General features: G+C 34.4%; 17 protein-coding genes and 1 other annotated feature. Of the genes, 12 read left to right on the forward strand and 5 right to left on the reverse strand.

Features of this window, described 5'->3' with window-relative positions:
* Positions 1 to 74 precede the first annotated feature (74 nt).
* Complete coding sequence (gene fliD, locus OCV48_RS08445; protein WP_147591668.1) at positions 75 to 1517, reverse strand: flagellar filament capping protein FliD; 1443 nt, start codon at positions 1515 to 1517, stop codon at positions 75 to 77.
* 241 nt (positions 1518 to 1758) lie between these two features.
* Here fliD and rpmG point away from each other — a divergent pair, with 241 nt between their 5' ends.
* The 9 genes from rpmG (at position 1759) to rpoC (ending at position 13036) form a co-directional block, all read left to right on the forward strand.
* Positions 1759 to 1908: a 50S ribosomal protein L33 gene (rpmG, locus tag OCV48_RS08450; RefSeq protein ID WP_021982568.1), complete on the forward strand. Its 150-nt coding sequence runs from the start codon at positions 1759 to 1761 to the stop codon at positions 1906 to 1908.
* Between the two features lie 26 nt (positions 1909 to 1934).
* Positions 1935 to 2138: a preprotein translocase subunit SecE gene (gene secE / locus OCV48_RS08455; RefSeq protein ID WP_021982567.1), complete on the forward strand. Its 204-nt coding sequence runs from the start codon at positions 1935 to 1937 to the stop codon at positions 2136 to 2138.
* Between the two features lie 17 nt (positions 2139 to 2155).
* The gene (gene nusG / locus OCV48_RS08460; protein WP_021982566.1) at positions 2156 to 2674 is read left to right on the forward strand and encodes a transcription termination/antitermination protein NusG; all 519 of its coding nucleotides are present in this window, start codon (positions 2156 to 2158) and stop codon (positions 2672 to 2674) included.
* Between the two features lie 76 nt (positions 2675 to 2750).
* On the forward strand, positions 2751 to 3176 hold the full coding sequence (gene rplK / locus OCV48_RS08465; protein ID WP_021982565.1) for a 50S ribosomal protein L11: 426 nt from the start codon (positions 2751 to 2753) through the stop codon (positions 3174 to 3176).
* A 59-nt stretch (positions 3177 to 3235) separates the two neighbouring features.
* Positions 3236 to 3931: a 50S ribosomal protein L1 gene (gene rplA / locus OCV48_RS08470; RefSeq protein WP_021982564.1), complete on the forward strand. Its 696-nt coding sequence runs from the start codon at positions 3236 to 3238 to the stop codon at positions 3929 to 3931.
* 79 nt (positions 3932 to 4010) lie between these two features.
* Positions 4011 to 4155 (forward strand) — a sequence feature (ribosomal protein L10 leader region).
* Between the two features lie 147 nt (positions 4156 to 4302).
* On the forward strand, positions 4303 to 4797 hold the full coding sequence (gene rplJ, locus OCV48_RS08475; protein ID WP_021982563.1) for a 50S ribosomal protein L10: 495 nt from the start codon (positions 4303 to 4305) through the stop codon (positions 4795 to 4797).
* A gap of 100 nt (positions 4798 to 4897) precedes the next feature.
* Positions 4898 to 5263, forward strand: coding sequence for a 50S ribosomal protein L7/L12 (rplL, locus tag OCV48_RS08480; protein WP_021982562.1), 366 nt, complete (start codon positions 4898 to 4900; stop codon positions 5261 to 5263).
* Between the two features lie 231 nt (positions 5264 to 5494).
* Complete coding sequence (rpoB, locus tag OCV48_RS08485) at positions 5495 to 9343, forward strand: DNA-directed RNA polymerase subunit beta (RefSeq protein WP_021982561.1); 3849 nt, start codon at positions 5495 to 5497, stop codon at positions 9341 to 9343.
* Positions 9344 to 9358: 15 nt separating this feature from the next.
* Positions 9359 to 13036, forward strand: a complete 3678-nt coding sequence (rpoC, locus tag OCV48_RS08490; protein ID WP_147591669.1) for a DNA-directed RNA polymerase subunit beta' — start codon at positions 9359 to 9361, stop codon at positions 13034 to 13036.
* 111 nt (positions 13037 to 13147) lie between these two features.
* On the opposite strand, the gene OCV48_RS14130 is transcribed toward rpoC, so the two are convergent.
* From OCV48_RS14130 to OCV48_RS08510, 4 genes are all read right to left on the reverse strand, one after another.
* A complete protein-coding gene (locus tag OCV48_RS14130; RefSeq protein WP_147591670.1) occupies positions 13148 to 13351 on the reverse strand; it encodes an iron-containing alcohol dehydrogenase in 204 nt (67 codons plus the stop codon).
* A gap of 437 nt (positions 13352 to 13788) precedes the next feature.
* Positions 13789 to 15063 (reverse strand): sensor histidine kinase, encoded by a 1275-nt coding sequence (locus tag OCV48_RS08500; protein WP_262559447.1) that lies wholly within the window; start codon positions 15061 to 15063, stop codon positions 13789 to 13791.
* A gap of 110 nt (positions 15064 to 15173) precedes the next feature.
* The gene (locus tag OCV48_RS08505) at positions 15174 to 15803 is read right to left on the reverse strand and encodes a response regulator transcription factor (protein ID WP_021982557.1); all 630 of its coding nucleotides are present in this window, start codon (positions 15801 to 15803) and stop codon (positions 15174 to 15176) included.
* Between the two features lie 38 nt (positions 15804 to 15841).
* Complete coding sequence (locus OCV48_RS08510; protein ID WP_021982556.1) at positions 15842 to 16927, reverse strand: sensor histidine kinase; 1086 nt, start codon at positions 16925 to 16927, stop codon at positions 15842 to 15844.
* Between the two features lie 529 nt (positions 16928 to 17456).
* Between OCV48_RS08510 and OCV48_RS08515 the strand changes: the two genes are divergently transcribed.
* From OCV48_RS08515 to OCV48_RS08525, 3 genes are all read left to right on the forward strand, one after another.
* Positions 17457 to 18401, forward strand: coding sequence for an ABC transporter ATP-binding protein (locus tag OCV48_RS08515; protein WP_147591672.1), 945 nt, complete (start codon positions 17457 to 17459; stop codon positions 18399 to 18401).
* Positions 18394 to 19566 carry an ABC transporter permease gene (locus OCV48_RS08520; protein ID WP_021982554.1) on the forward strand — a complete coding sequence of 391 codons (1173 nt, stop codon included), beginning with the start codon at positions 18394 to 18396 and terminating at the stop codon, positions 19564 to 19566. Before OCV48_RS08515 ends, OCV48_RS08520 begins: the two co-directional genes overlap by 8 nt.
* Before the next feature lie 287 nt (positions 19567 to 19853).
* Entirely contained in the window at positions 19854 to 21020 is a 1167-nt protein-coding gene (locus tag OCV48_RS08525; RefSeq protein ID WP_021982553.1) for an ABC transporter permease, read from the forward strand.
* Positions 21021 to 21106: the final 86 nt, after the last annotated feature.

Consider the following 21106-nt stretch of genomic DNA (forward strand, 5'->3'; position numbering starts at 1 on the left):
GGAGCGACTTGTCGCAAAATGTCTGTTATATTTGTGATAAGTTAAATATATAATATGTATCTGATGAATATCTGCTATATATATCCATTAAACATCATACCTGTATAAATCGATGTCATATATGGATTAGCAAATGAATGAATCGGATTAGGATACGAAATCATAACCTTGTCAACGTATTTCATTGGATTAATCGATATGTCATCAGCTCTTGAGACAATTGCCTGCCTGAAGGAATTAAGCGAAGCTAAGGATTTATCTAAATCATCTTCATTGGCTGTCTGGATAAATAATGCCTCATCAAATGTCATTTTACCATTTTCGTTAATGGTAATACCGATATTTTCAAGATTAGAAGCGTATTGTCTGGTAGTTTTATGTATCTCTTTATTAAGTATTGCTGCATCGTCGCTGCCCTCGTTAGAATTATTAGATAAATCTAACAGATTATTATAGCTTGAAATCATATCATTAATTGAAGAAATAACTGAATCTAAATCGTCATTCAGGGAGATAGATGTAGCCTGTCCCTTCTTAGAGATGCCATTTAAAGTTATTTCTAAAGATTTGCCAATTGTAAATGTGTTAGACGATGTCGTTTTCTCCATTCCATTCAATAAGAAGTTAGCGTTAGTCGGATATGATGACACATTATTAAGTCCAAGCTTAGACACGACCTTGTCATATGGAGAATTTTCACCGGGAGCAATACTGAATATCTCAGGGGTAAAACCAAGTCCTGTAGCATTAGATGTAATCTCAAGGGCGGAATTATTACCGCTGTATAACATCTTAGATGTCAGACCAATATTTGAGCGGTTGATAAGCCTTGATAATTTCTCTAAAACTGTTTTGTTAGTGTCATCCTTGGTGGCATTAAAACGAAATTCATATGCACTGTCACCGACATTTACCTCGAATGAATGAGCACCCTTAGGAATGTCTAAATCATCATTATTTAGATAATCAGAAGTATTAATCTGTGGTGTTGCCAGATTTAGGACTTCTATATTATAGTGGCTTGCAAATGCGGTGTTGACCGATTTGGTATCAGAGATATTATCTGAATCTGGATCAGGATTAGTAATATCTGCATTTGAAGAAACTGTTAAATCTATATTAGTATCATTTATGTTTATATCATTGGTATTAGTATTATTTATATTTATATCATTAGCATTAGTATCATTTGTGTTTATATCATTAGAAGTATCTAATGTTTTAACCTGGACTACATCTTCGTTATCTGATACATATTTCTGGCTTTTTTCAGATTCTAAGCTCTTTTCAAACAGATTATTGGCATCTGTCGATAATGTTCTTGCATTTTCTTTTAGGTCAATGGCGAATTTCTGAATATTTTCAGAAACACTTACCTTATATAAAGGGGATTTTTTGCTGATTTTCACAATATTATTATAGACGCTACGAAGCTCACTCTTCTTATGAGTGTCGCTCTTAGTGGCGGGTCTGCTTGCATATGTAGTTAAGTAATAATCATATACACTTCCTATCATAAAAAATCACCTCCGAGTCAATTAAAGCCTATTATTTACCTTATTATAACTTTTTTAAAAATGTAAATCAACAGTAAAAAAACTAAAAAATTAAATTTATTGTTGACGTAGCCTTTTTACTATGATATATTAGTGTAGCGATGGAAGAAGTCTTTTTTTTTTGCTTTATTTTCAGATTCACTTGTAAAATAGAATAAAAATTAAAGCACGAAGCGTAGAAATTAAAGTGGAGGTGGCAGTTGTGCGCGTAAAGATAACATTGGCATGTACAGAGTGTAAACAGCGTAATTACAATATGACTAAAGACAAGAAGACACACCCTGACAGAATGGAAACAAAGAAGTATTGTAAGTTTTGTAAAGCTCACACATTACACAAAGAAACAAAATAGTCAAATTGATTAGGAAAGAGGTAACTATGGGAGAAGCTAAAACATCGGAAAAAGCTCCAAAGAAGAGTTGGTTCAAAGGTCTTTCAGCTGAATTCAAGAAAATAATCTGGCCTGACAAAATATCTGTTGCTAAGCAGACTACAGCAGTAGTTGTAGTGTCTTTGATACTAGGTATATTAATCAAGATAATTGATATGTTAATTCAAATCGGTCTCGATTTTATTGTCTAGAAAGAAAAGGTGATTAGATGTCAGAAGCAAATTGGTATGTAGTTCATACCTATTCAGGTTACGAGAATAAGGTAAAGGCTAACATTGAAAAAACAATTGAAAACAGAAAACTTCAAGATCAGATTTTAGAAGTTACAGTTCCTATGCAGGACGTTGTCGAAGTGAAAAACGGTGCTAAGAAACAGGTTTCTAAGAAAATGTTTCCTGGATATGTTCTTATTAATATGATAATGAACGATGACACATGGTATGTTGTTAGAAATACCAGAGGTGTTACAGGATTTGTAGGACCAGGATCTAAGCCGGTTCCTTTGACAGAAGCTGAGATGAAACCACTCGGAATCAAGGTCGATGAAGTAGTTGTTGATTTTGATTTAGGTGATACGGTTACAGTCACAAGCGGTGTTTGGGAAAATACAGTTGGTGTAATCAAACGTATTGACCATCACAAACAGATCGTTACAATCAATGTTGACATGTTTGGTCGTGAAACACCAGTAGAAATAAGTTTCACAGATGTAAAGAAGATGGATTAAATTCGCATTTATCTGCGAGTAATCAAGTGGGAGGATATTTTCTTCCGATAATACCACAATTTTAGGAGGTGCCATAATGGCTAAGAAAGTAGAAGGATACATTAAATTACAGATCGCAGCTGGCAAAGCAACACCAGCACCACCAGTTGGTCCAGCACTTGGACAGCATGGTGTAAACATCGTACAGTTTACAAAAGAATTTAACGCTAGAACAGCAGATCAGGAAGGAATGATTATTCCTGTAGTTATTACTGTTTATGCAGACAGAAGCTTTAGCTTCATTACAAAAACCCCACCTGCAGCAGTATTATTAAAGAAAGCTTGCAAGATTCAGTCAGGTTCAGGTGTTCCTAACAAGAATAAAGTTGCAAAGATTTCAAAAGCTGAGGTTCAGAAAATCGCTGAATTAAAGATGCCAGACTTAAATGCAGCATCAGTAGAAGCTGCAATTAGCATGATAGCTGGAACAGCTAGAAGCATGGGTATCGTTGTAGAAGATTAAGAAAATTAGAATGAAGAAGTGGGAGGAGTCTTCCGCTATTACCACTAGGAGGTTTTAGAATGAAACGAGGAAAAAAATACTTAGAAGCTGCGAAAGCAATTGATCGCGCTACTTTATATGACTCAGCAGAAGCTGTAGCTTTAGTAAAGAAATCAGCAACTGCTAAATTTGATGAGACAATCGAAGCTCATATCAGAACAGGTTGTGACGGACGTCATGCAGATCAGCAGATCAGAGGAGCTGTTGTATTACCACATGGTACAGGTAAGAAAGTAAGAGTACTTGTATTTGCTAAAGGTGCTAAGGCTGATGAAGCTACAGCAGCAGGTGCAGAATATGTTGGTGCTGAAGAACTTATTCCAAAGATTCAGAATGATAACTGGTTTGATTTCGACGTTGTAGTTGCTACACCAGATATGATGGGTGTTGTTGGTCGTTTAGGTCGTGTACTTGGACCAAAAGGTTTAATGCCTAACCCAAAAGCTGGTACAGTTACAATGGACGTTACAAAAGCTGTTCAGGATATTAAAGCTGGTAAGATTGAATACAGACTTGACAAAACAAATATTATCCATGTGCCAATTGGAAAAGCTTCATTTACAGAAGAACAGTTAGCGGACAACTTCCAGACGCTTATTGATGCAATCAATAAAGCAAAACCTAGCACATTAAAAGGTCAGTATTTAAAGAGTATTACTCTTACATCTACAATGGGACCTGGTGTTAAGTTAAACGTAGCTAAGATTTCAGGCTAATTAATAAAATATACACTTTATCATTTAGCAGAAATAAAGTTAAAAATTGATTGACAATATATTTTATGTGTGTTAACATACACATTGTGTTTAAAGACCGAAGACAGCAGGTGTATCGCAAGGTACTCAAAGTATTTGCCCGCCGAGGATTTTAAAATAACTCATTGAGTATTTATACCTCTTTGTCTGAGCGCGCTTTGACAAAGAGGTTTTTATTGTTAAGAAAACAATTTGTTGGGACTTACTTATATGGTAAATGCAACGAAATGATTTCTTGCATGATTTATATGTGATATATATGTGATATATATGGACTCTATGTTATAATCTTTTGTCTTTTTAAACACTACTAATATAAGGAGGCAAAATTCATGGCTAAAGTAGAAATAAAGAAACCTATTGTTGATGAGATTTCTGAATTGCTTAAAGATGCAAAATCAGCCGTATTAGTTGATTATCGTGGACTTACTGTTGAACAGGACACAGCTCTTCGTAAACAGTTAAGAGAAGCAGGTGTTGTATACAAAGTATACAAGAACACAATGATTAACTTTGCTGTTAAAGGAACTGAGTTTGAAGAATTAAGCAAACATTTAGAAGGACCAACAGCAATAGCAGTATCTAATGAAGATGCTACAGCTCCAGCAAGAGTTTTATACAACTTTGCTAAAGATGCTGAAGCACTTGAACTTAAAGCAGGAGTAGTTGAAGGAACATATTATGATGCTGATGGAATCAAGCTTATCGCAACAATCCCATCAAGAGAAGAACTTCTTTCAAAATTCCTTGGAAGCATTCAGTCACCTATTACAAACTTTGCTCGTGTTATTAAGCAGATTGCTGAAAAAGAAGAAACAGTTGCATAATAGCGTCGCAGTTTGTATCTGATTTGAATTTGAATTAAAACGAGAAAGACCTTTATTGGTCTGCACAATTAAAAACATTTTAAATATGGAGGAATAAAAGATGACAACTCAGGAAATTATTGAAGTAATCAAAGGTATGACAGTTTTAGAATTAAACGATTTAGTTAAAGCTTGTGAAGAAGAATTTGGTGTTTCTGCAGCAGCAGGTGTTGTAGTAGCAGCAGCAGGTGCAGCAGGTGCAGCAGCAGATGAGAAATCTGAATTTGACGTAGAATTAACATCATATGGCGAGAAGAAGATGGACGTTATCAAACTTGCTAAGACAGCTTTAGGTTTAGGATTAAAAGAAGCTAAAGATGTTGTTGAATCAGCTCCAAAGGTTATCAAAGAAGCTGCTTCTAAAGAAGAAGCTGAAGATCTTAAAGCTAAATTCGAAGAAGTTGGTGCTACAATTACATTAAAATAATTTAGCGTGAATTTTGAATTTATAAGAGAGGCTATCACATATGTGGTAGCCTTTTTTGATTACTAGGAAAATTCTAACAAAAAATTCTTGACACAGAAAATCTACTGTGTTAAAATGGAAAATGCACTTTTATGTGTAGTAGGCTTTTTGTGCCTAAATAACGATACCTGTGAGAATAGGGACTCCAAACCTGTTCTTAATATATTATTATGATGCAAGGGGTGAATGTCGATGGAGCAATACAGAATACGTCCGGTTAAATCAGGAAAAAGTGTTAGAATGAGTTACTCAAGACAGAAAGAGGTTCTTGAGATGCCTAACCTTATTGAAATCCAAAAGGATTCATATAAATGGTTTTTAACTGATGGACTAAAAGAAGTGTTTAACGACATCTCACCAATTGAAGACTTTACAGAGCATTTAAGCTTAGAATTCGTAGATTTTCAGTTGTGTGAAGATGAAGCAAAGTATTCGATTGAGGAATGCAAGGAAAGAGATGCAACATATGCTGCACCACTTAAAGTTAAAGTAAGACTCAATAAGAAAGAAACTGGAGAAATCAGTGAACATGAAATATTCATGGGTGATTTACCATTGATGACTGCTACTGGAACATTTGTAATTAACGGTGCTGAACGTGTTATCGTAAGCCAGTTAGTTCGTTCTCCTGGCATCTATTATGGAATTGCACATGATAAATTAGGTAAAGAATTATATTCATGTACTGTAATTCCAAACAGAGGTGCATGGTTAGAGTATGAAACAGACTCTAATGATGTATTTTATGTGCGTGTTGACAGAACCAGAAAAGTTCCTGTTACAGTATTAATCAGAGCATTAGGTTATGGTACAAACGCAGAAATTATCGACTTATTTGGTGAAGAACCAAAGATTTTAGCAAGCTTTACAAAAGACACTTCAGATAATTATCAGGATGGTCTTTTGGAATTATATAAAAAAATCCGTCCAGGCGAGCCGCTAGCTGTGGAGAGCGCGGAAAGCCTTATTTCTAGTATGTTCTTTGATGCTAGAAGATATGATTTAGCAAAAGTGGGACGTTATAAATTTAATAAGAAATTAGCCCTTAAGAATAGAATAAAAGGACATATCCTTAGTGAAGAAGTTATAGATGTAAACACAGGTGAAGTCCTTGCTGAAGCTGGAACAACTGTTACGGAAGAATTAGCAGTTAAGATTCAGAACGCTGCTGTACCATATGTAATGATACAGGGTGAAGAGAGAAACGTTAAAGTTATCTCTAATATGATGGTAGATATTAATGCATACGTAGATTTTGATTGTACAGAACTTGGTGTTACAGAAGATGTATTCTATCCTGTTTTAGCACAGATTCTCTCAGAAAATGAAACTGAAGAAGACTTAAAGGATGCAATTAAGAGAAACATTAATGAATTAATTCCTAAACATATAACAAAAGAAGATATTATTGCTTCTATTAACTATAATATGCATTTGGAAGCAGATATTGGTACATCAGATGATATCGATCATCTGGGTAACAGACGTATTCGTGCAGTAGGTGAATTATTACAGAACCAGTATAGAATCGGTTTATCAAGAATGGAGAGAGTTGTTCGTGAAAGAATGACAACTCAGGATATGGCTGATATTTCACCACAGGCACTTATTAATATTAAACCTGTAACAGCTGCTGTTAAAGAATTCTTCGGAAGTTCACAGTTGTCACAGTTCATGGATCAGAACAACCCTCTTGGTGAGTTAACTCATAAGAGACGTTTATCAGCACTTGGTCCAGGTGGTCTTTCAAGAGATAGAGCCGGATTCGAGGTTCGAGATGTTCACTACTCGCATTATGGTAGAATGTGTCCTATTGAGACACCTGAAGGTCCTAACATCGGTCTTATTAACTCATTAGCAACATATGCAAGAATTAATGAGTACGGATTTATTGAAGCACCATATAGAAAGCTTGATAAGACAGATCCACTTAACCCTGTTGTAACAGATGAGGTTGTATATCTTACAGCAGATGAAGAAGATAATTATGTAGTAGCTCAGGCTAATGAGCCATTAGATGCAGACGGACATTTTGTTAATACAAATATTTCCGGACGATACAGAGAAGAAACATCTGAATTCCAGAAGAAAGTGGTAGACTTAATGGACGTTTCTCCTAAGATGGTATTCTCAGTTGCAACATCAATGATTCCTTTCCTTGAAAATGATGATGCTAACAGAGCATTAATGGGATCTAACATGCAGCGTCAGGCAGTTCCACTTTTAACGACTGAAGCACCAGTTGTAGGAACAGGTATTGAACATAAGGCTGCTGTTGACTCAGGTGTATGTGTACTTGCTAAACGTGCGGGTACTATAGAGCGTTCTACATCTAAAGATATAACAATAAGATATGATGACGATAAGTCATTAGAAACATATAAATTAATTAAATTCTCAAGAAGTAACCAGAGTAACTGCTATAACCAGAAACCTATCGTATTCAAGGGTGAACACGTTGAAGCAGGTCAGGTAATTGCAGATGGTGCTTCTACAGCTAATGGAGAAATCGCATTAGGTAAGAATCCTCTTATTGGTTTCATGACATGGGAGGGTTACAACTACGAAGATGCCGTTCTTCTTAGTGAAAAACTTGTTCAGAATGATGTATACACATCAGTTCATATTGAAGAATATGAAGCAGAATCAAGAGATACTAAATTAGGACCAGAAGAAATCACAAGAGATGTTCCAGGTGTTGGTGATGATGCACTTAAGAACCTTGATGAAAGAGGTATCATAAGAATAGGTGCTGAAGTTAGAGCCGGAGATATTCTTGTTGGTAAGGTTACTCCTAAGGGAGAGACAGAACTTACAGCTGAAGAAAGATTACTTAGAGCAATCTTTGGTGAGAAAGCAAGAGAAGTAAGAGATACATCTCTTAAGGTTCCACATGGTGAATATGGTATCGTTGTAGATGCTAAGGTATTTACAAGAGAAAATGGTGATGAGTTAGCTCCAGGTGTTAATCAGACAGTTCGTATCTACATTGCACAGAAGAGAAAAATTTCTGTTGGTGATAAGATGGCCGGACGTCATGGTAACAAGGGTGTCGTTTCGAGAATATTACCAGTAGAAGATATGCCATTCTTACCAAACGGCCGACCACTTGATATCGTGCTTAACCCATTAGGTGTACCATCACGTATGAATATCGGACAGGTGTTAGAGATTCATTTAAGTCTTGCAGCAAAGGCATTAGGCTTTAACATTTCAACACCAGTATTCGATGGCGCCAAAGAAAATGATATTATGGATACTCTTGACATGGCTAATGATTACGTTAACACAACATGGGAAGAGTTTGAAGCTAAATATAAAGACACAGTTGATCCTGAAATTATGCAGTATTTGTATGATAACAGAGCACATCGTGAAGAGTGGAAAGGCGTTCCAATTTCAAGAGATGGTAAAGTACAGTTAAGAGATGGACGTACAGGTGAATTCTTCGATGGTAAAGTTACAATCGGACATATGCATTACTTAAAACTTCACCATTTAGTAGATGATAAGATTCATGCACGTTCAACAGGTCCTTACTCACTTGTTACACAGCAGCCACTTGGTGGTAAAGCCCAATTCGGTGGACAGCGTTTCGGTGAAATGGAAGTTTGGGCACTTGAAGCATATGGTGCATCTTACACACTTCAGGAGATACTTACAGTTAAGTCCGATGACGTTGTAGGTCGTGTTAAGACATATGAAGCAATTATTAAAGGTCTTAATATTCCTGAACCTGGTATTCCAGAGTCATTCAAGGTATTATTAAAAGAACTTCAGTCATTAGCACTTGATGTTAAGGTTCTCAGAGAAGATAATACAGAAGTTGAGATGAAAGAAAATGTTGACGAAGCAAGTATTTCATACAATTCAGTTATGTCTGATGATAACAGAAATTACAATCAGGGAAATGAAGATTTCGCTAAAATGGGTTATCAGGAACAGAGAATCGGTGATGACGGAATTGAAGATGTCGAAGCAGAAGAAAATGAAGATATTATGATTGAAGAATCAGATGATGATTCTTATGATGCAGAATAGAAGGGAGTGTCTTAGATGCCTGAAACAAATAAAGATACGTATCAGCAAATGACATTTGACAAAATCAGAATTGGTCTTGCATCTCCTGAGAAAATCAGAGAATGGTCAAGAGGAGAAGTTAAGAAACCTGAGACAATTAACTACAGAACATTAAAACCTGAAAGAGATGGTTTGTTCTGTGAGAAAATATTCGGACCAAGCAAAGACTGGGAATGTCATTGTGGTAAATATAAGAAAATCAGATATAAAGGTGTTATTTGTGACAGATGTGGTGTTGAGGTAACAAAGGCAAGTGTTCGTAGAGAACGTATGGGTTCTATCGAATTAGCTGCACCTGTATCACATATATGGTATTTTAAAGGTATTCCTAGCAGAATGGGACTTATCCTTGATTTATCACCAAGAGTACTTGAGAAAGTTTTATATTTTGCATCATATATTGTACTTGATGCAGGCGAAACTGAATTAATGTACAAACAGGTTCTCTCAGAGAAAGAATATAGAGAGGCATATGATAAATATGGTGATACATTCAGAGTAGGTATGGGAGCTGAAGCAATTGATGAATTGCTTTCGGCAATCGACCTTGAGAAAGAGTCAGAAGAGCTTAAGGTAGCTTTAAATGAATCTTCAGGACAGAAGAGAGCCAAGATTATTAAGAGACTTGAAGTAGTTGAAGCATTCAGGGCATCAGGTAACAAACCTGAATGGATGATTTTAAAAGTTATTCCTGTAATTCCACCAGATTTACGTCCTATGGTACAGCTTGATGGTGGTCGTTTCGCTACATCAGACTTAAATGATTTATACAGAAGAATTATTAACAGAAATAACCGTCTTGAGAGACTTCTTGAATTAGGAGCTCCAGAGATTATCGTTAGAAATGAAAAGAGAATGTTACAGGAAGCTGTTGATGCATTAATCGATAATGGTCGTCGTGGCCGTCCTGTTACAGGCCCTGGTAACAGAGCATTAAAATCTCTTTCAGATATGTTAAAAGGTAAACAGGGACGTTTCCGTCAGAACCTCCTTGGTAAGCGTGTTGACTACTCAGGACGTTCAGTTATCGTAGTAGGACCTGAACTCAAGATTTACCAGTGTGGTCTTCCTAAGGAAATGGCAATCGAATTATTCAAACCATTTGTAATCCGTCAGTTAACAGCTAATGGAACAGCACATAACGTTAAGAGTGCTAAGAAGATGGTTGAGAGACTCCAGACAGAAGTTTGGGATGTATTAGAGGACGTTATTAAAGAACATCCTGTAATGCTTAACAGAGCACCTACACTTCATAGACTTGGTATTCAGGCATTTGAACCAATTCTTGTAGAGGGTAAAGCTATTAAGCTTCATCCACTTGTTTGTACAGCGTTCAACGCCGATTTCGATGGTGACCAGATGGCTGTGCATCTTCCATTATCAGTAGAGGCACAGGCAGAATGTAGATTCTTGCTTTTATCACCAAATAACCTCTTAAAACCATCTGATGGTGGTCCTGTTGCAGTTCCATCACAGGATATGGTACTTGGTATCTATTATTTAACACAGGAGAGACCTGGTGCAAAAGGTGAGGGTAAGATATTCAAGAGTATTAATGAAGCAATACTTGCATATGAGAATGGTGCAATAACACTTCATGCTAAGATATTTATAAGAGTTACAAGAACAACTCCTGATGGAGAAGAGATAACTGGTATTATTAATACCACACTTGGTAGATGTATTTTCAACGAAATACTTCCACAGGACTTAGGATTAACAAAGAGAGAATCTAAAGAAGATTATCTTAAACTTGAAGTTGATTATCTTGTCAAGAAGAAGGAATTAAAAGGTATCCTTGAGAAAGTTATCAATATTCATGGTGCTACAAAGACAGCAGAGGTACTTGATGACATCAAAGCAATGGGTTACAAGTATTCAACAAGAGCTGCTATGACAGTTTCAATTTCAGATATGACTATTCCTAAGGAGAAAGCTCCACTTCTTAAAGAAGCAGAGGAAACAGTTGAGAAGATTACTAAGAACTTCCGTCGTGGTTTCATTACAGACGAAGAAAGATATAAAGAAGTAATCAAGACATGGCAGATAGCCGATGATAAGATTCAGAAAGCACTTATGGCAGGTCTTGATGATTATAATAACATTTATATGATGGCTGACTCAGGTGCTCGTGGTTCTGATAAACAGATTAAACAGTTAGCAGGTATGCGTGGTCTTATGGCTGATACAACAGGTAAGACAATTGAATTACCTATCACATCTAACTTCCGTGAGGGTCTTGATGTTCTGGAATACTTCATTTCAGCACATGGTGCCAGAAAAGGTCTTTCAGATACAGCTCTTCGTACAGCCGATTCAGGATACTTAACAAGACGTCTTGTTGATGTATCGCAGGATTTAATTATCAGAGAAGTCGATTGTAGCGAGGGTAAAGACATTCCTTATATGGAAATCACAGGTTTCCAGGAGGGAGCAGAAGTTACAGAGAGTCTTGAAGAAAGAATTACAGGTCGTTATGCAGCAGAGACAATTACAGATGCAGAAGGTAATGTAATTGTTAAAGCTAATCATATGATTACACCTAAGCGTGCAGCTAAGGTTGTAGCAACAGGCAGAGAATCAGTTAAGATTCGTACAATTTTAACATGTAAATGCCACATCGGTGTATGTGCTAAATGTTATGGTGCAAATATGGCTACTGGTCAGGCAGTACAGGTTGGTGAAGCTGTTGGTATTATCGCAGCACAGTCAATCGGTGAACCTGGTACACAGCTTACAATGCGTACTTTCCATACAGGTGGTGTTGCCGGTGGAGATATTACACAGGGTCTTCCTCGTGTCGAGGAATTATTTGAAGCCAGAAAACCAAAGGGACTTGCAATTATCGCAGAATTTGGTGGCAAGGTTGAAGTTAAAGACACTAAGAAGAAACGTGAAATCATTATTACAAATGAAGAAACAGGCGAACAGAAAGCATATCTTATACCTTATGGTTCAAGAATTAAAGCACGTATTCAGGATGGCATAGTTCTTGAAGCAGGTGATGAACTTACAGAAGGTAGTGTAAACCCACACGATATCTTAAGAATTAAAGGTGTTCGTGCAGTTCAGGATTATATGATTCGTGAAGTTCAGAGAGTTTACAGACTTCAGGGTGTTGAGATTAACGATAAACATATTGAAGTTATTGTTAGACAGATGCTTAAGAAGATCAGAGTTGAATCAAACGGAGACAGTGATTTCTTACCAGGCTCACAGGTTGATGTATTAGACTTCAATGAAGTTAATGAGAAACTTATTGCAGAGGGTAAGACACCAGCAGAGGGTAAACAGGTAATGCTTGGTATTACTAAAGCTTCCCTTGCTACAAACTCATTCTTATCTGCAGCTTCATTCCAGGAGACAACAAAAGTTCTTACAGAAGCAGCAATTAATGGTAAGGAAGATCCACTTATCGGTCTTAAGGAAAATGTTATCATTGGTAAACTTATTCCAGCTGGAACAGGTATGAAGAGATACAGAAATGTTAAACTTGATACAGATATGAGTGAAATTAATGTATCAGAAGATGATGACATAATATTATCAGAAGATGACGATATTGTTATTTCAGAAGATAATGATGAAATCAATGTATCAGAAGCTGATGAGATAAGTGTATCAGAAGATGCTACAGAGAATTCAGAAGAATAGAATACTGTAAGTAAGATAAATATATAAATATTATTTATAAATATAGCCCACAGAAGTCGGAGAATATCAGACATTTGTGGGCTATAAGTTTACTCAATTGATAGCATATACCTAATAAGCATTATCAAGTATTTCAAGTATATCTTCTAATGATAATGGGAAATATGTATTTCCGGCACCATCTCTAAGGGACTTTTCAGCCATTATATGGAAATTAGATTTATCATTAATGCCAAGTTCTCTAAGGTTTTTTGGAAGATTAATAGAATTAAAGAAATCCTCAGTCTTTTTAATTGCATATTCGGCAATTTCCATATCAGATAGAGATGAGTCAATATTCCAGACATTTATACCATATTCGCAAAATATTGGGAGTGAATTGGGATTTGAAAGAATTTTTCTGAACCAGTTGCTGCAATTGAGGATTAGTATGTGAAAAATAACAGGTAATACACAATTAGTAAAGAAGAAGTATGCTATAATGACAATTGTAACCAGACGTGAAAAGTTCGAAGAATTACGACAAAACTTTGCAAAATTGGTGTAACCGGAATGACAGTATCGAATGTCGAGAGGAGGAACAAAAAGGTTATTAGAGATATCTGCAGTATTTGCATCGGTGAATATTGGAGCTGTTCCTGGCTCGGTAGTTAGTGGAAAATTGTTATGTTATTTTAATATAAATTCTGTTATTCTGTTTGGCTGTATATGTACATTTATTGGTGTAATATTTATGTTTATTGCGACAAGGGCTAAACTTCAATCTTAAAACGGATATAGGTTTTACTATTTATTATCTCATTAGATACATATATTTTACCATGATATTTATCAAGTGTTTTTTTGAGCATGTATAAGCCAATGCCTCTATTTTTAGAAGATTCATCTTTGGATGAATACCCATTTTTAAATATATCAGATAAGAAATCAGGTGTAATATTAATTCCAGGGTTAGCAATTGAGAATATAAACCTATTATTTACAGAATTAATTTCTAAGAAGATTTTATCATTACATGTGGAGGCTTCAATTGCATTATCAAAAAGTATTCCTATTAATTGAGTTAAAACGTATTCAGGTACAATTGTATGGATATTATAATTTTTTATATCAAATGACAGTTGTATATTTTGGTTAGTGGCCTTTGCATATTCACTATATAGAAAACCTGACATAAGTTTTAGATTGAATGATAATAAAAATGAAGGTGCCATATCAATTGAAAGAGATTTAATATTTTTTTTTAGTTCGGCAGAGAGAGAATCATAATCATTGCAAGTAACTAAAAGGCAATTAAGGGCAGATAAATCATTATCATATTGATGCTGCCGTTCACGAACTTCAGTTATTAATTGCTCTATAACAGGAAGATATTCATTATATGCCTGTATAATATCGCTTTGTGTCTGGGCCCGGAGTTTTGTTGATATATATATTATATTAATGATAATTATAAGAGATATATAAATGGTTACTACAGGAAACAAAATTAAGGCATCAGAGAGATTTATTCTGTACAAACATATAAAGAATAAAGACATAATAAGTATATTGTACATAATAAGTCTATATAAAGTATTAGATAATATAAAATTGTAGATGTAATGGACTGGTACGAATTTATACACAATAAAAGCAATTATAAGTGTAATAATGTTACCTAGAATCATATATATATTATTATTAGGAGATTTTAAAAAATAGTTAAATGGTATTGCAATAAGTAGCTGAATTATTAAAGCAGAGCAGTATGAAAGCACAAAAAGATAAAAGCTGTGAGCAAGTGATTCACGAGTTATAATAAGTATAATAAGAAAAATATTGAACATTGAAATTAGTGTGAATAAAATATGATTATTAAGATATGTTTCTAAAATGATATTTGATAATAAAAAAATAGATGATAAAGAGAGCCTTATAAATGATAAATCATGCTTTGACTGAAGAAAGGCAAATGCAATAATACAAATAATGACAAGTTCTATAGAAAAATTTAGAATTGTCTGTATAAATATATTTAAATTCATATAAATCTCCATTCTGCTACTATATATCTATAATAGATTTTCAATAATTGATATTATTATTTTAACGGTGTTGAAAAAGAAAAAATATAATAATTAAATTAATAGCATATTTAAGTATTCTTGTAATAGAATATGGCAATCTGTGTTCTGTCTCTTAGATTAAGCTTTTCTAAAATAACACTGATATAATTACGGATTGTTCCTTCACTTAGAAAGAGAATATCAGATATTTCTTTGTTGCTCAGGCCTTCTGCAATTTTTGTGACTACTTCAGTTTCTCTTTCGGTAAGTCCGTAGTTTGAAAAGTTTGGAATAGACGTTGAGTAGATATCCGGCAATTTGCTTATTATTTCATCACCGAATACACGTTGCCCATTCATGACTGCAATAATAGAAGGAACAATACTGTCAAAATTCTGTTTTAAAAGGTAACCTTTTGCGCCAAGACGTAAAGCTCTTGCAATATATTCTTCGTCTGCGAAGGTTGTCAAAAACAGGATTTTTGCGTTTTTGTCCGATTTTAAAATTTCTTCTGCAGCATCTAATCCTGTAAATTCGCCCATTCTTATGTCCATTAGTATTACATCCGGTTTGTGAATTTTGTATAGATTTATTGCATCATGACCATTATTACCGGTAGCAATTACGTTAATATTATCGCTGGAATTAACAATAAGATTAAGCGCCTGGCAAACAAGTTTGTCATCATCTGCAATAACAAGATTGAATTCTTTTGACATATTGCCTCATTTCCGGGCGATAAGTCGCCCCGTCTAAATTAGTTTTTATTATCAATTGGAAATGTAATATATATACGATAACCATCAGTTTTAGTAATATTTATCGTTCCATTCAGTGATGAGATTCTATCATAAATGCTTATAGTTCCCATTCCCTGACTCTTTTTAGTCTGGGTGGCATTTATGTTAGTTCCGTTATCGTGAATATCAATTTTATAAAAAGCAGGGTTCTGGATAATTGATATTTTAACCAGAGTTGCATTCGAATGTTTAATTATATTAGTCAGGGCTTCCTTTATGATAAATATGATTGCATACTTTGCCTTGATTGAGAAGTCATCCTGAATATCATAACTATATTCAATTTTACAGAAATCGAAGCCGTCCGTCAATTCCTTTAATTTTAAATTCAAATCAATAGATTCATTATGAATATTATGTATGCTTGAACGGATACTGTTCATTCCATCAGTAAGTGTCTTATTAATATTCTGAAGATATTCTTTAGTTGTCTCATCCTTAGTAATAGACGTCAATGCCGCAATCTGAAGAATTGAACTTGATAGTATATGACCTACCGAGTCGTGTATCTCTCTGGCAATTCGGTTTCTTTCGTTAAGAGTTGCATTTGTGATTTCATAATCCTGTTTCTCAAGCAATTCGTGATTAATCACATTAAGTTTTGAATAATTGGTATCCAGACTCTCTCTGACTTTCTGAAAATGCTCACGCTCATCTAAGTATTTATTCGTCCTATATTTTAATATGTAGGACATAACTATTATAAATATAAGAATAACCATTTTAAATACACCTACATCAGTATGGTTATAGTTATAGTTGAATACTCCACAGTATAGCAGACACACATACATATAAGGTGTATTAAAGAAACTGTATAGAATAAGTGACGAATAGAACATAAGCTGTGGATATACAAGTGATAATACACAAAATGTGAAATATAACAATAGTCGTATCGGAAATTTATCAAAATAAATCGACATACATACTAAAATTATTGCAATACAGATTGGAATGATTGCAGTTGCACTATAAGATACTGTCAGCATAAGAATTGTTGAGCAGAAAAATAAAATTATATAATCTATTAATATTTCCAAATGCAATTACCTCCATATAGATTTGCTGCACCGACCTTTGCATCTGACGACATTAACGCGCACACGATACGTCATAAATCAAGTGTGTGTTATAGACGAACACATCGGTTTAAGTGTATGGACTTTGAATGAATACAAATAATCGAAAGAGCCGAAAAATGATATCTACAAATTAGCAATTTATACAAAAGTTACTATATTTATATATGCAAATTTACTTGTCACAGATAATATAATTCTAACTTGTATCTGCGAAGTCTGAGTTTATTAAATGCTATATTTATTATAGCATAGATATATTCATTTCGTAAATGTGACAAATGTCATTGCAAAATATTTGAATATATTTCAAAAGTCACTATAAAAAGTCTAAATAAACATTTATAATAATGAACATAGATTAAAGATTTTATTTTCGCACATCTATTTGTTTTGGAGCGAAAGCAGATAGTGATTATGGCAGATGAGAAATCATTTGAGTGAATTTCAAATTGTCTCGTGCAATAAGTCGCTCAGAATGGAGATTAGTATGAGTAAAGTTGTAGAAATTGACGGATTATTGAAAGAATATGGTGAATTAACAGCAGTTAACAGAATAAATTTAGAGATAGAAGAAGGGGAGGTATTTGGATTACTCGGGCCGAATGGCTCGGGCAAGACCACAACCATAAGCTGTATGCTCTCCCTGATTCCGTATGATAAAGGAAGTATTAAGATATTTGGTAAAAATATGGATATGAAAGCATATGACATTAAGAAAGATATCGGAATTGTGCTGCAGGACGTGGCAGTTTTCGAAGAACTTACAGTAGAAGAAAATATAATGTATTTTTGCAGCCTGTACATACCGGATAAGAAGCTTTGCAAACAATATGTAGAAGAAGCTATGGAGTTCGTAGGAATACAGGATTTTAGAAAGTTCCGACCTAAGAAATTATCGGGTGGTCTGCTTAGAAGATTAAATATTGCCTGTGGAATCGCACATAAGCCTAAGTTCATAATAATGGATGAGCCTACAGTTGCGGTTGACCCTCAGAGTAGAAATAATATTTTAGAGGGAATAGAGAAGTTAAATAAGCAAGGTGCAACAATTCTCTATACATCACATTATATGGACGAGATAGAACAGATTTGTAGCAGGGTTGCAATAATGGATAAAGGTAAAATTATTGCAGAGGGAACTAAGGAAGAGATAAAAGATATGATTGGTGTCGAAGAGAAAATAGAGATTGTAGTATCAGAGGTTCCTGACAGTCTTGTAAAACGTATTAATGAAAACAGTAATATAAAGGAATGTGTAGTTCAGGGAAATAGCATAAAGATTGTATCTAAGAAGGGTAAACACAGTCTTAATACAATCGTTAATTATATTCAGGAAGCCAATGTAAAGATTAGAAATCTTACTTCAAAAGAACCTAGTCTTAATGATGTATTCTTAGAAATTACGGGCAAGGAGTTGAGAGACAATGTTTAGTCAGATGATAAAATACAGATTTTTATGTCAGTTAAGGTCTAAGGAAAGTATATTCTGGTTATTGTTTTTCCCTATGATATTATCGGTAATGTTTTATGCAGGTTTAAGGGATATTGCAAATGGAGAAAAGTTTGAAGCTGTGGATATTGCTGTCGTAGATGACGCGGAATTTGAGAAAGAAAAGGTTATGGCATCAATTATTGAGAATGTATCTGCTGATGACAAAGAAAGTGTGGACAGTGATAAGATATTCGTTACACAGTATGTAAGTAAGGAAGAAGCTGAGAAGTTATTAGACGATAACAAGGTATCAGCATATATATATTTCAATGGCGAATGCAATGTCGTATTTAAAAAAAATGGTACAAAACAGACAATAGTTAAGAAATTTTTCGACATTGCCATACAGAAAGAGAAGTTGTTTACAGAAGTTGCCAGGGAGAATAATGGAAATATTCCGCCAAATCTGTTAGAGACGATAAATGATTCCACAAGTTATATTAAAGATGTCAGCAATAAAAGAGGTAAGGCAGATACAGTTTTGCAAAACTTTTATTCAATACTTGGAATGGTATGCATGTATGGTGCGGCAACAGGCTGTGTTGCGATGAATTATTTACAGACTAACCAGTCAGCACTTGCTAAGAGAAATACTGTAGCACCTGTAAGTAAGATGAAACAGTTATTGAGCTATTTTCTGGTAGATATGTTAATGAATGACGTAATAGTATTACTTGTTCTTGCTTTTATAAGATTTGCACTTGGAATCGACTTTGGAAACCGTACGGGATTAATTATATTTACAACGATTGTCGGTGGAACAATGGGACTTAGCTTTGGCTATTTCTTTGCATCGATAACAAAAAAAAGTGTTGAATTCAAGAATAATATGGTAATTGGTATTTCAATGATATGTTCATTCCTTGCGGGAATGATGAGCAATGAAGTTCAGTATTTCGTAAAACAGCACGCTTACATAATTGACAGAATTAACCCGGTCAACTTAATTACTGAAAGCTATTATAAATTATACTATTATACAGATTTATCAAAATACTATGAAAACATTATTATATTAATAATGATGACAGTGTTATTTGCTATTGGAACGATTACAGTTCTGACAGTTCAGGATAAGAAAATGATGCGAGAAAGTAGAGGATAGTGCGAAAAGTAATGCCAATGCGATTGCTTTTCACACAGCTAAATGTGACTTAAGCATCACATTTAGCACTTATGGCAAGTCAGAAATCGCCTACGCGAATTTCTGACTGCCTCTTCGCAACAAGTTGCAAAGAAATGAGGATAGTGCGAAAAGTAATGCCGATGCGATTGCTTTTCGCACAGCTAAATGTGTCGCAGACGTCACATTTAGCTTCTATCACAGAGCAAAATTTGAAATTTTGCTCGCGATTCCTCCTACGTAAACGTCTGCGGAATGGAGTTTGTATTATGTCTTTTAAATCATTCATAAAAATATTTAAAACCAAGATACCACTTATTGCTATGTATGTAGGAATATTTCTGATGATTTCCTTAATTAATACACAGGTAGGCAGTAATAATAAAAGTACAGGTTATGTAAATGAGAATATAAAAGTTGCAGTTATTGATAATGATAATAGCGAGTTATCTAAAGGACTAACCACATTTTTGAAAGAAAATATGAAAGCCGTAGATATAATTGAGACGGAAGAGGGTATGGAAGATGCATTATTTGAAAGAGTTGCTGAGTATATTGTAATTATTCCACGAAATTATGAAAATGATTTAATGGCTGGTAAAAATGTTTCGTTAGAGAGTAAAAAAGTACCCGATGCATATAGTGCGGTTTATGCTGAGAATCTTATAAATCAGTATATGACTACATATAAGACGTATTATGTACAATATAGTTCTGAAAAAAGTATTGGTGAAATTATTAACAAGACAAATGACAACATGAAGAGTCATATTAATGTTGAAATGAATAATAATAAAGATAGTGGAACTAACCGTATTGAAAATAATTTTAATTTCGGCGCATATGTTATATTAGCCTGCATAATATGGGGCGTTGCAGAAGTGTTGTCTACATTTTTCAGAAAAAACATAGCTGACCGGATAAATGTGTCACCTGTAAGTAATACTAAGAAGAATTTAAGTCTTGTATGTTACAGCCTGTTCTATATGATTATCGTATATTTTATAAATGTTATTATAAACATAGCTATATTTAGAGGAGAAATGATTAATAAGATAAATATTATGCGACTTGGTAATATGTTATGTCTGGCCATGGTGGCAGCAGGAATAGGCTTCCTTATCAGTACAACAATCAAATCAAAAGGCGGAAGAGCAGCGGCAATTAATGTGGTTGCATTAGGGTTCAGCTTTATATCAGGTGCATTTGTACCTATTGAATACATAAGTGACGGCGTTATTAAGGTCGCAGAATTCTTACCGGTATATTGGTATATTAAAGCGAATAGATGTATTTCTGAAATGTTCGAGTCAGGAATTGGCAGTAATATGGGAGAACTTATGGAATGTATTGGTATACAATTGTTATTCTTTCTTGCTATAGTATCAGTAGGTATGGTAATAAGAAAACGTTATACTAGACAAATAACCGGATAAAATGCTATTATATAAGTAGAAATATATACCTGTGTGGGCGGAATGTGTTCTATTAGAGTTTAGAAATAGAATTTAGAAACTGCGGA

The sequence above is a fragment of the Bovifimicola ammoniilytica genome (genome assembly GCF_025567085.1).
GTDB lineage: Bacteria > Bacillota > Clostridia > Lachnospirales > Lachnospiraceae > Bovifimicola > Bovifimicola ammoniilytica.

What these genes read in the sequence shown, in the direction of transcription:
- fliD (WP_147591668.1), bottom strand. Translation starts at nt 1,517, where the DNA reads ATGATAGGAAGTGTATATGATTATTACTTAACTACATATGCAAGCAGA.
- secE (WP_021982567.1), top strand. Translation starts at nt 1,935, where the DNA reads ATGGGAGAAGCTAAAACATCGGAAAAAGCTCCAAAGAAGAGTTGGTTC.
- nusG (WP_021982566.1), top strand. Translation starts at nt 2,156, where the DNA reads ATGTCAGAAGCAAATTGGTATGTAGTTCATACCTATTCAGGTTACGAG.
- rplK (WP_021982565.1), top strand. Translation starts at nt 2,751, where the DNA reads ATGGCTAAGAAAGTAGAAGGATACATTAAATTACAGATCGCAGCTGGC.
- rplA (WP_021982564.1), top strand. Translation starts at nt 3,236, where the DNA reads ATGAAACGAGGAAAAAAATACTTAGAAGCTGCGAAAGCAATTGATCGC.
- rplJ (WP_021982563.1), top strand. Translation starts at nt 4,303, where the DNA reads ATGGCTAAAGTAGAAATAAAGAAACCTATTGTTGATGAGATTTCTGAA.
- rplL (WP_021982562.1), top strand. Translation starts at nt 4,898, where the DNA reads ATGACAACTCAGGAAATTATTGAAGTAATCAAAGGTATGACAGTTTTA.
- rpoB (WP_021982561.1), top strand. Translation starts at nt 5,495, where the DNA reads ATGGAGCAATACAGAATACGTCCGGTTAAATCAGGAAAAAGTGTTAGA.
- rpoC (WP_147591669.1), top strand. Translation starts at nt 9,359, where the DNA reads ATGCCTGAAACAAATAAAGATACGTATCAGCAAATGACATTTGACAAA.
- OCV48_RS14130 (WP_147591670.1), bottom strand. Translation starts at nt 13,351, where the DNA reads ATGGAAATTGCCGAATATGCAATTAAAAAGACTGAGGATTTCTTTAAT.
- OCV48_RS08500 (WP_262559447.1), bottom strand. Translation starts at nt 15,063, where the DNA reads ATGAATTTAAATATATTTATACAGACAATTCTAAATTTTTCTATAGAA.
- OCV48_RS08505 (WP_021982557.1), bottom strand. Translation starts at nt 15,803, where the DNA reads ATGTCAAAAGAATTCAATCTTGTTATTGCAGATGATGACAAACTTGTT.
- OCV48_RS08515 (WP_147591672.1), top strand. Translation starts at nt 17,457, where the DNA reads ATGAGTAAAGTTGTAGAAATTGACGGATTATTGAAAGAATATGGTGAA.
- OCV48_RS08520 (WP_021982554.1), top strand. Translation starts at nt 18,394, where the DNA reads ATGTTTAGTCAGATGATAAAATACAGATTTTTATGTCAGTTAAGGTCT.
- OCV48_RS08525 (WP_021982553.1), top strand. Translation starts at nt 19,854, where the DNA reads ATGTCTTTTAAATCATTCATAAAAATATTTAAAACCAAGATACCACTT.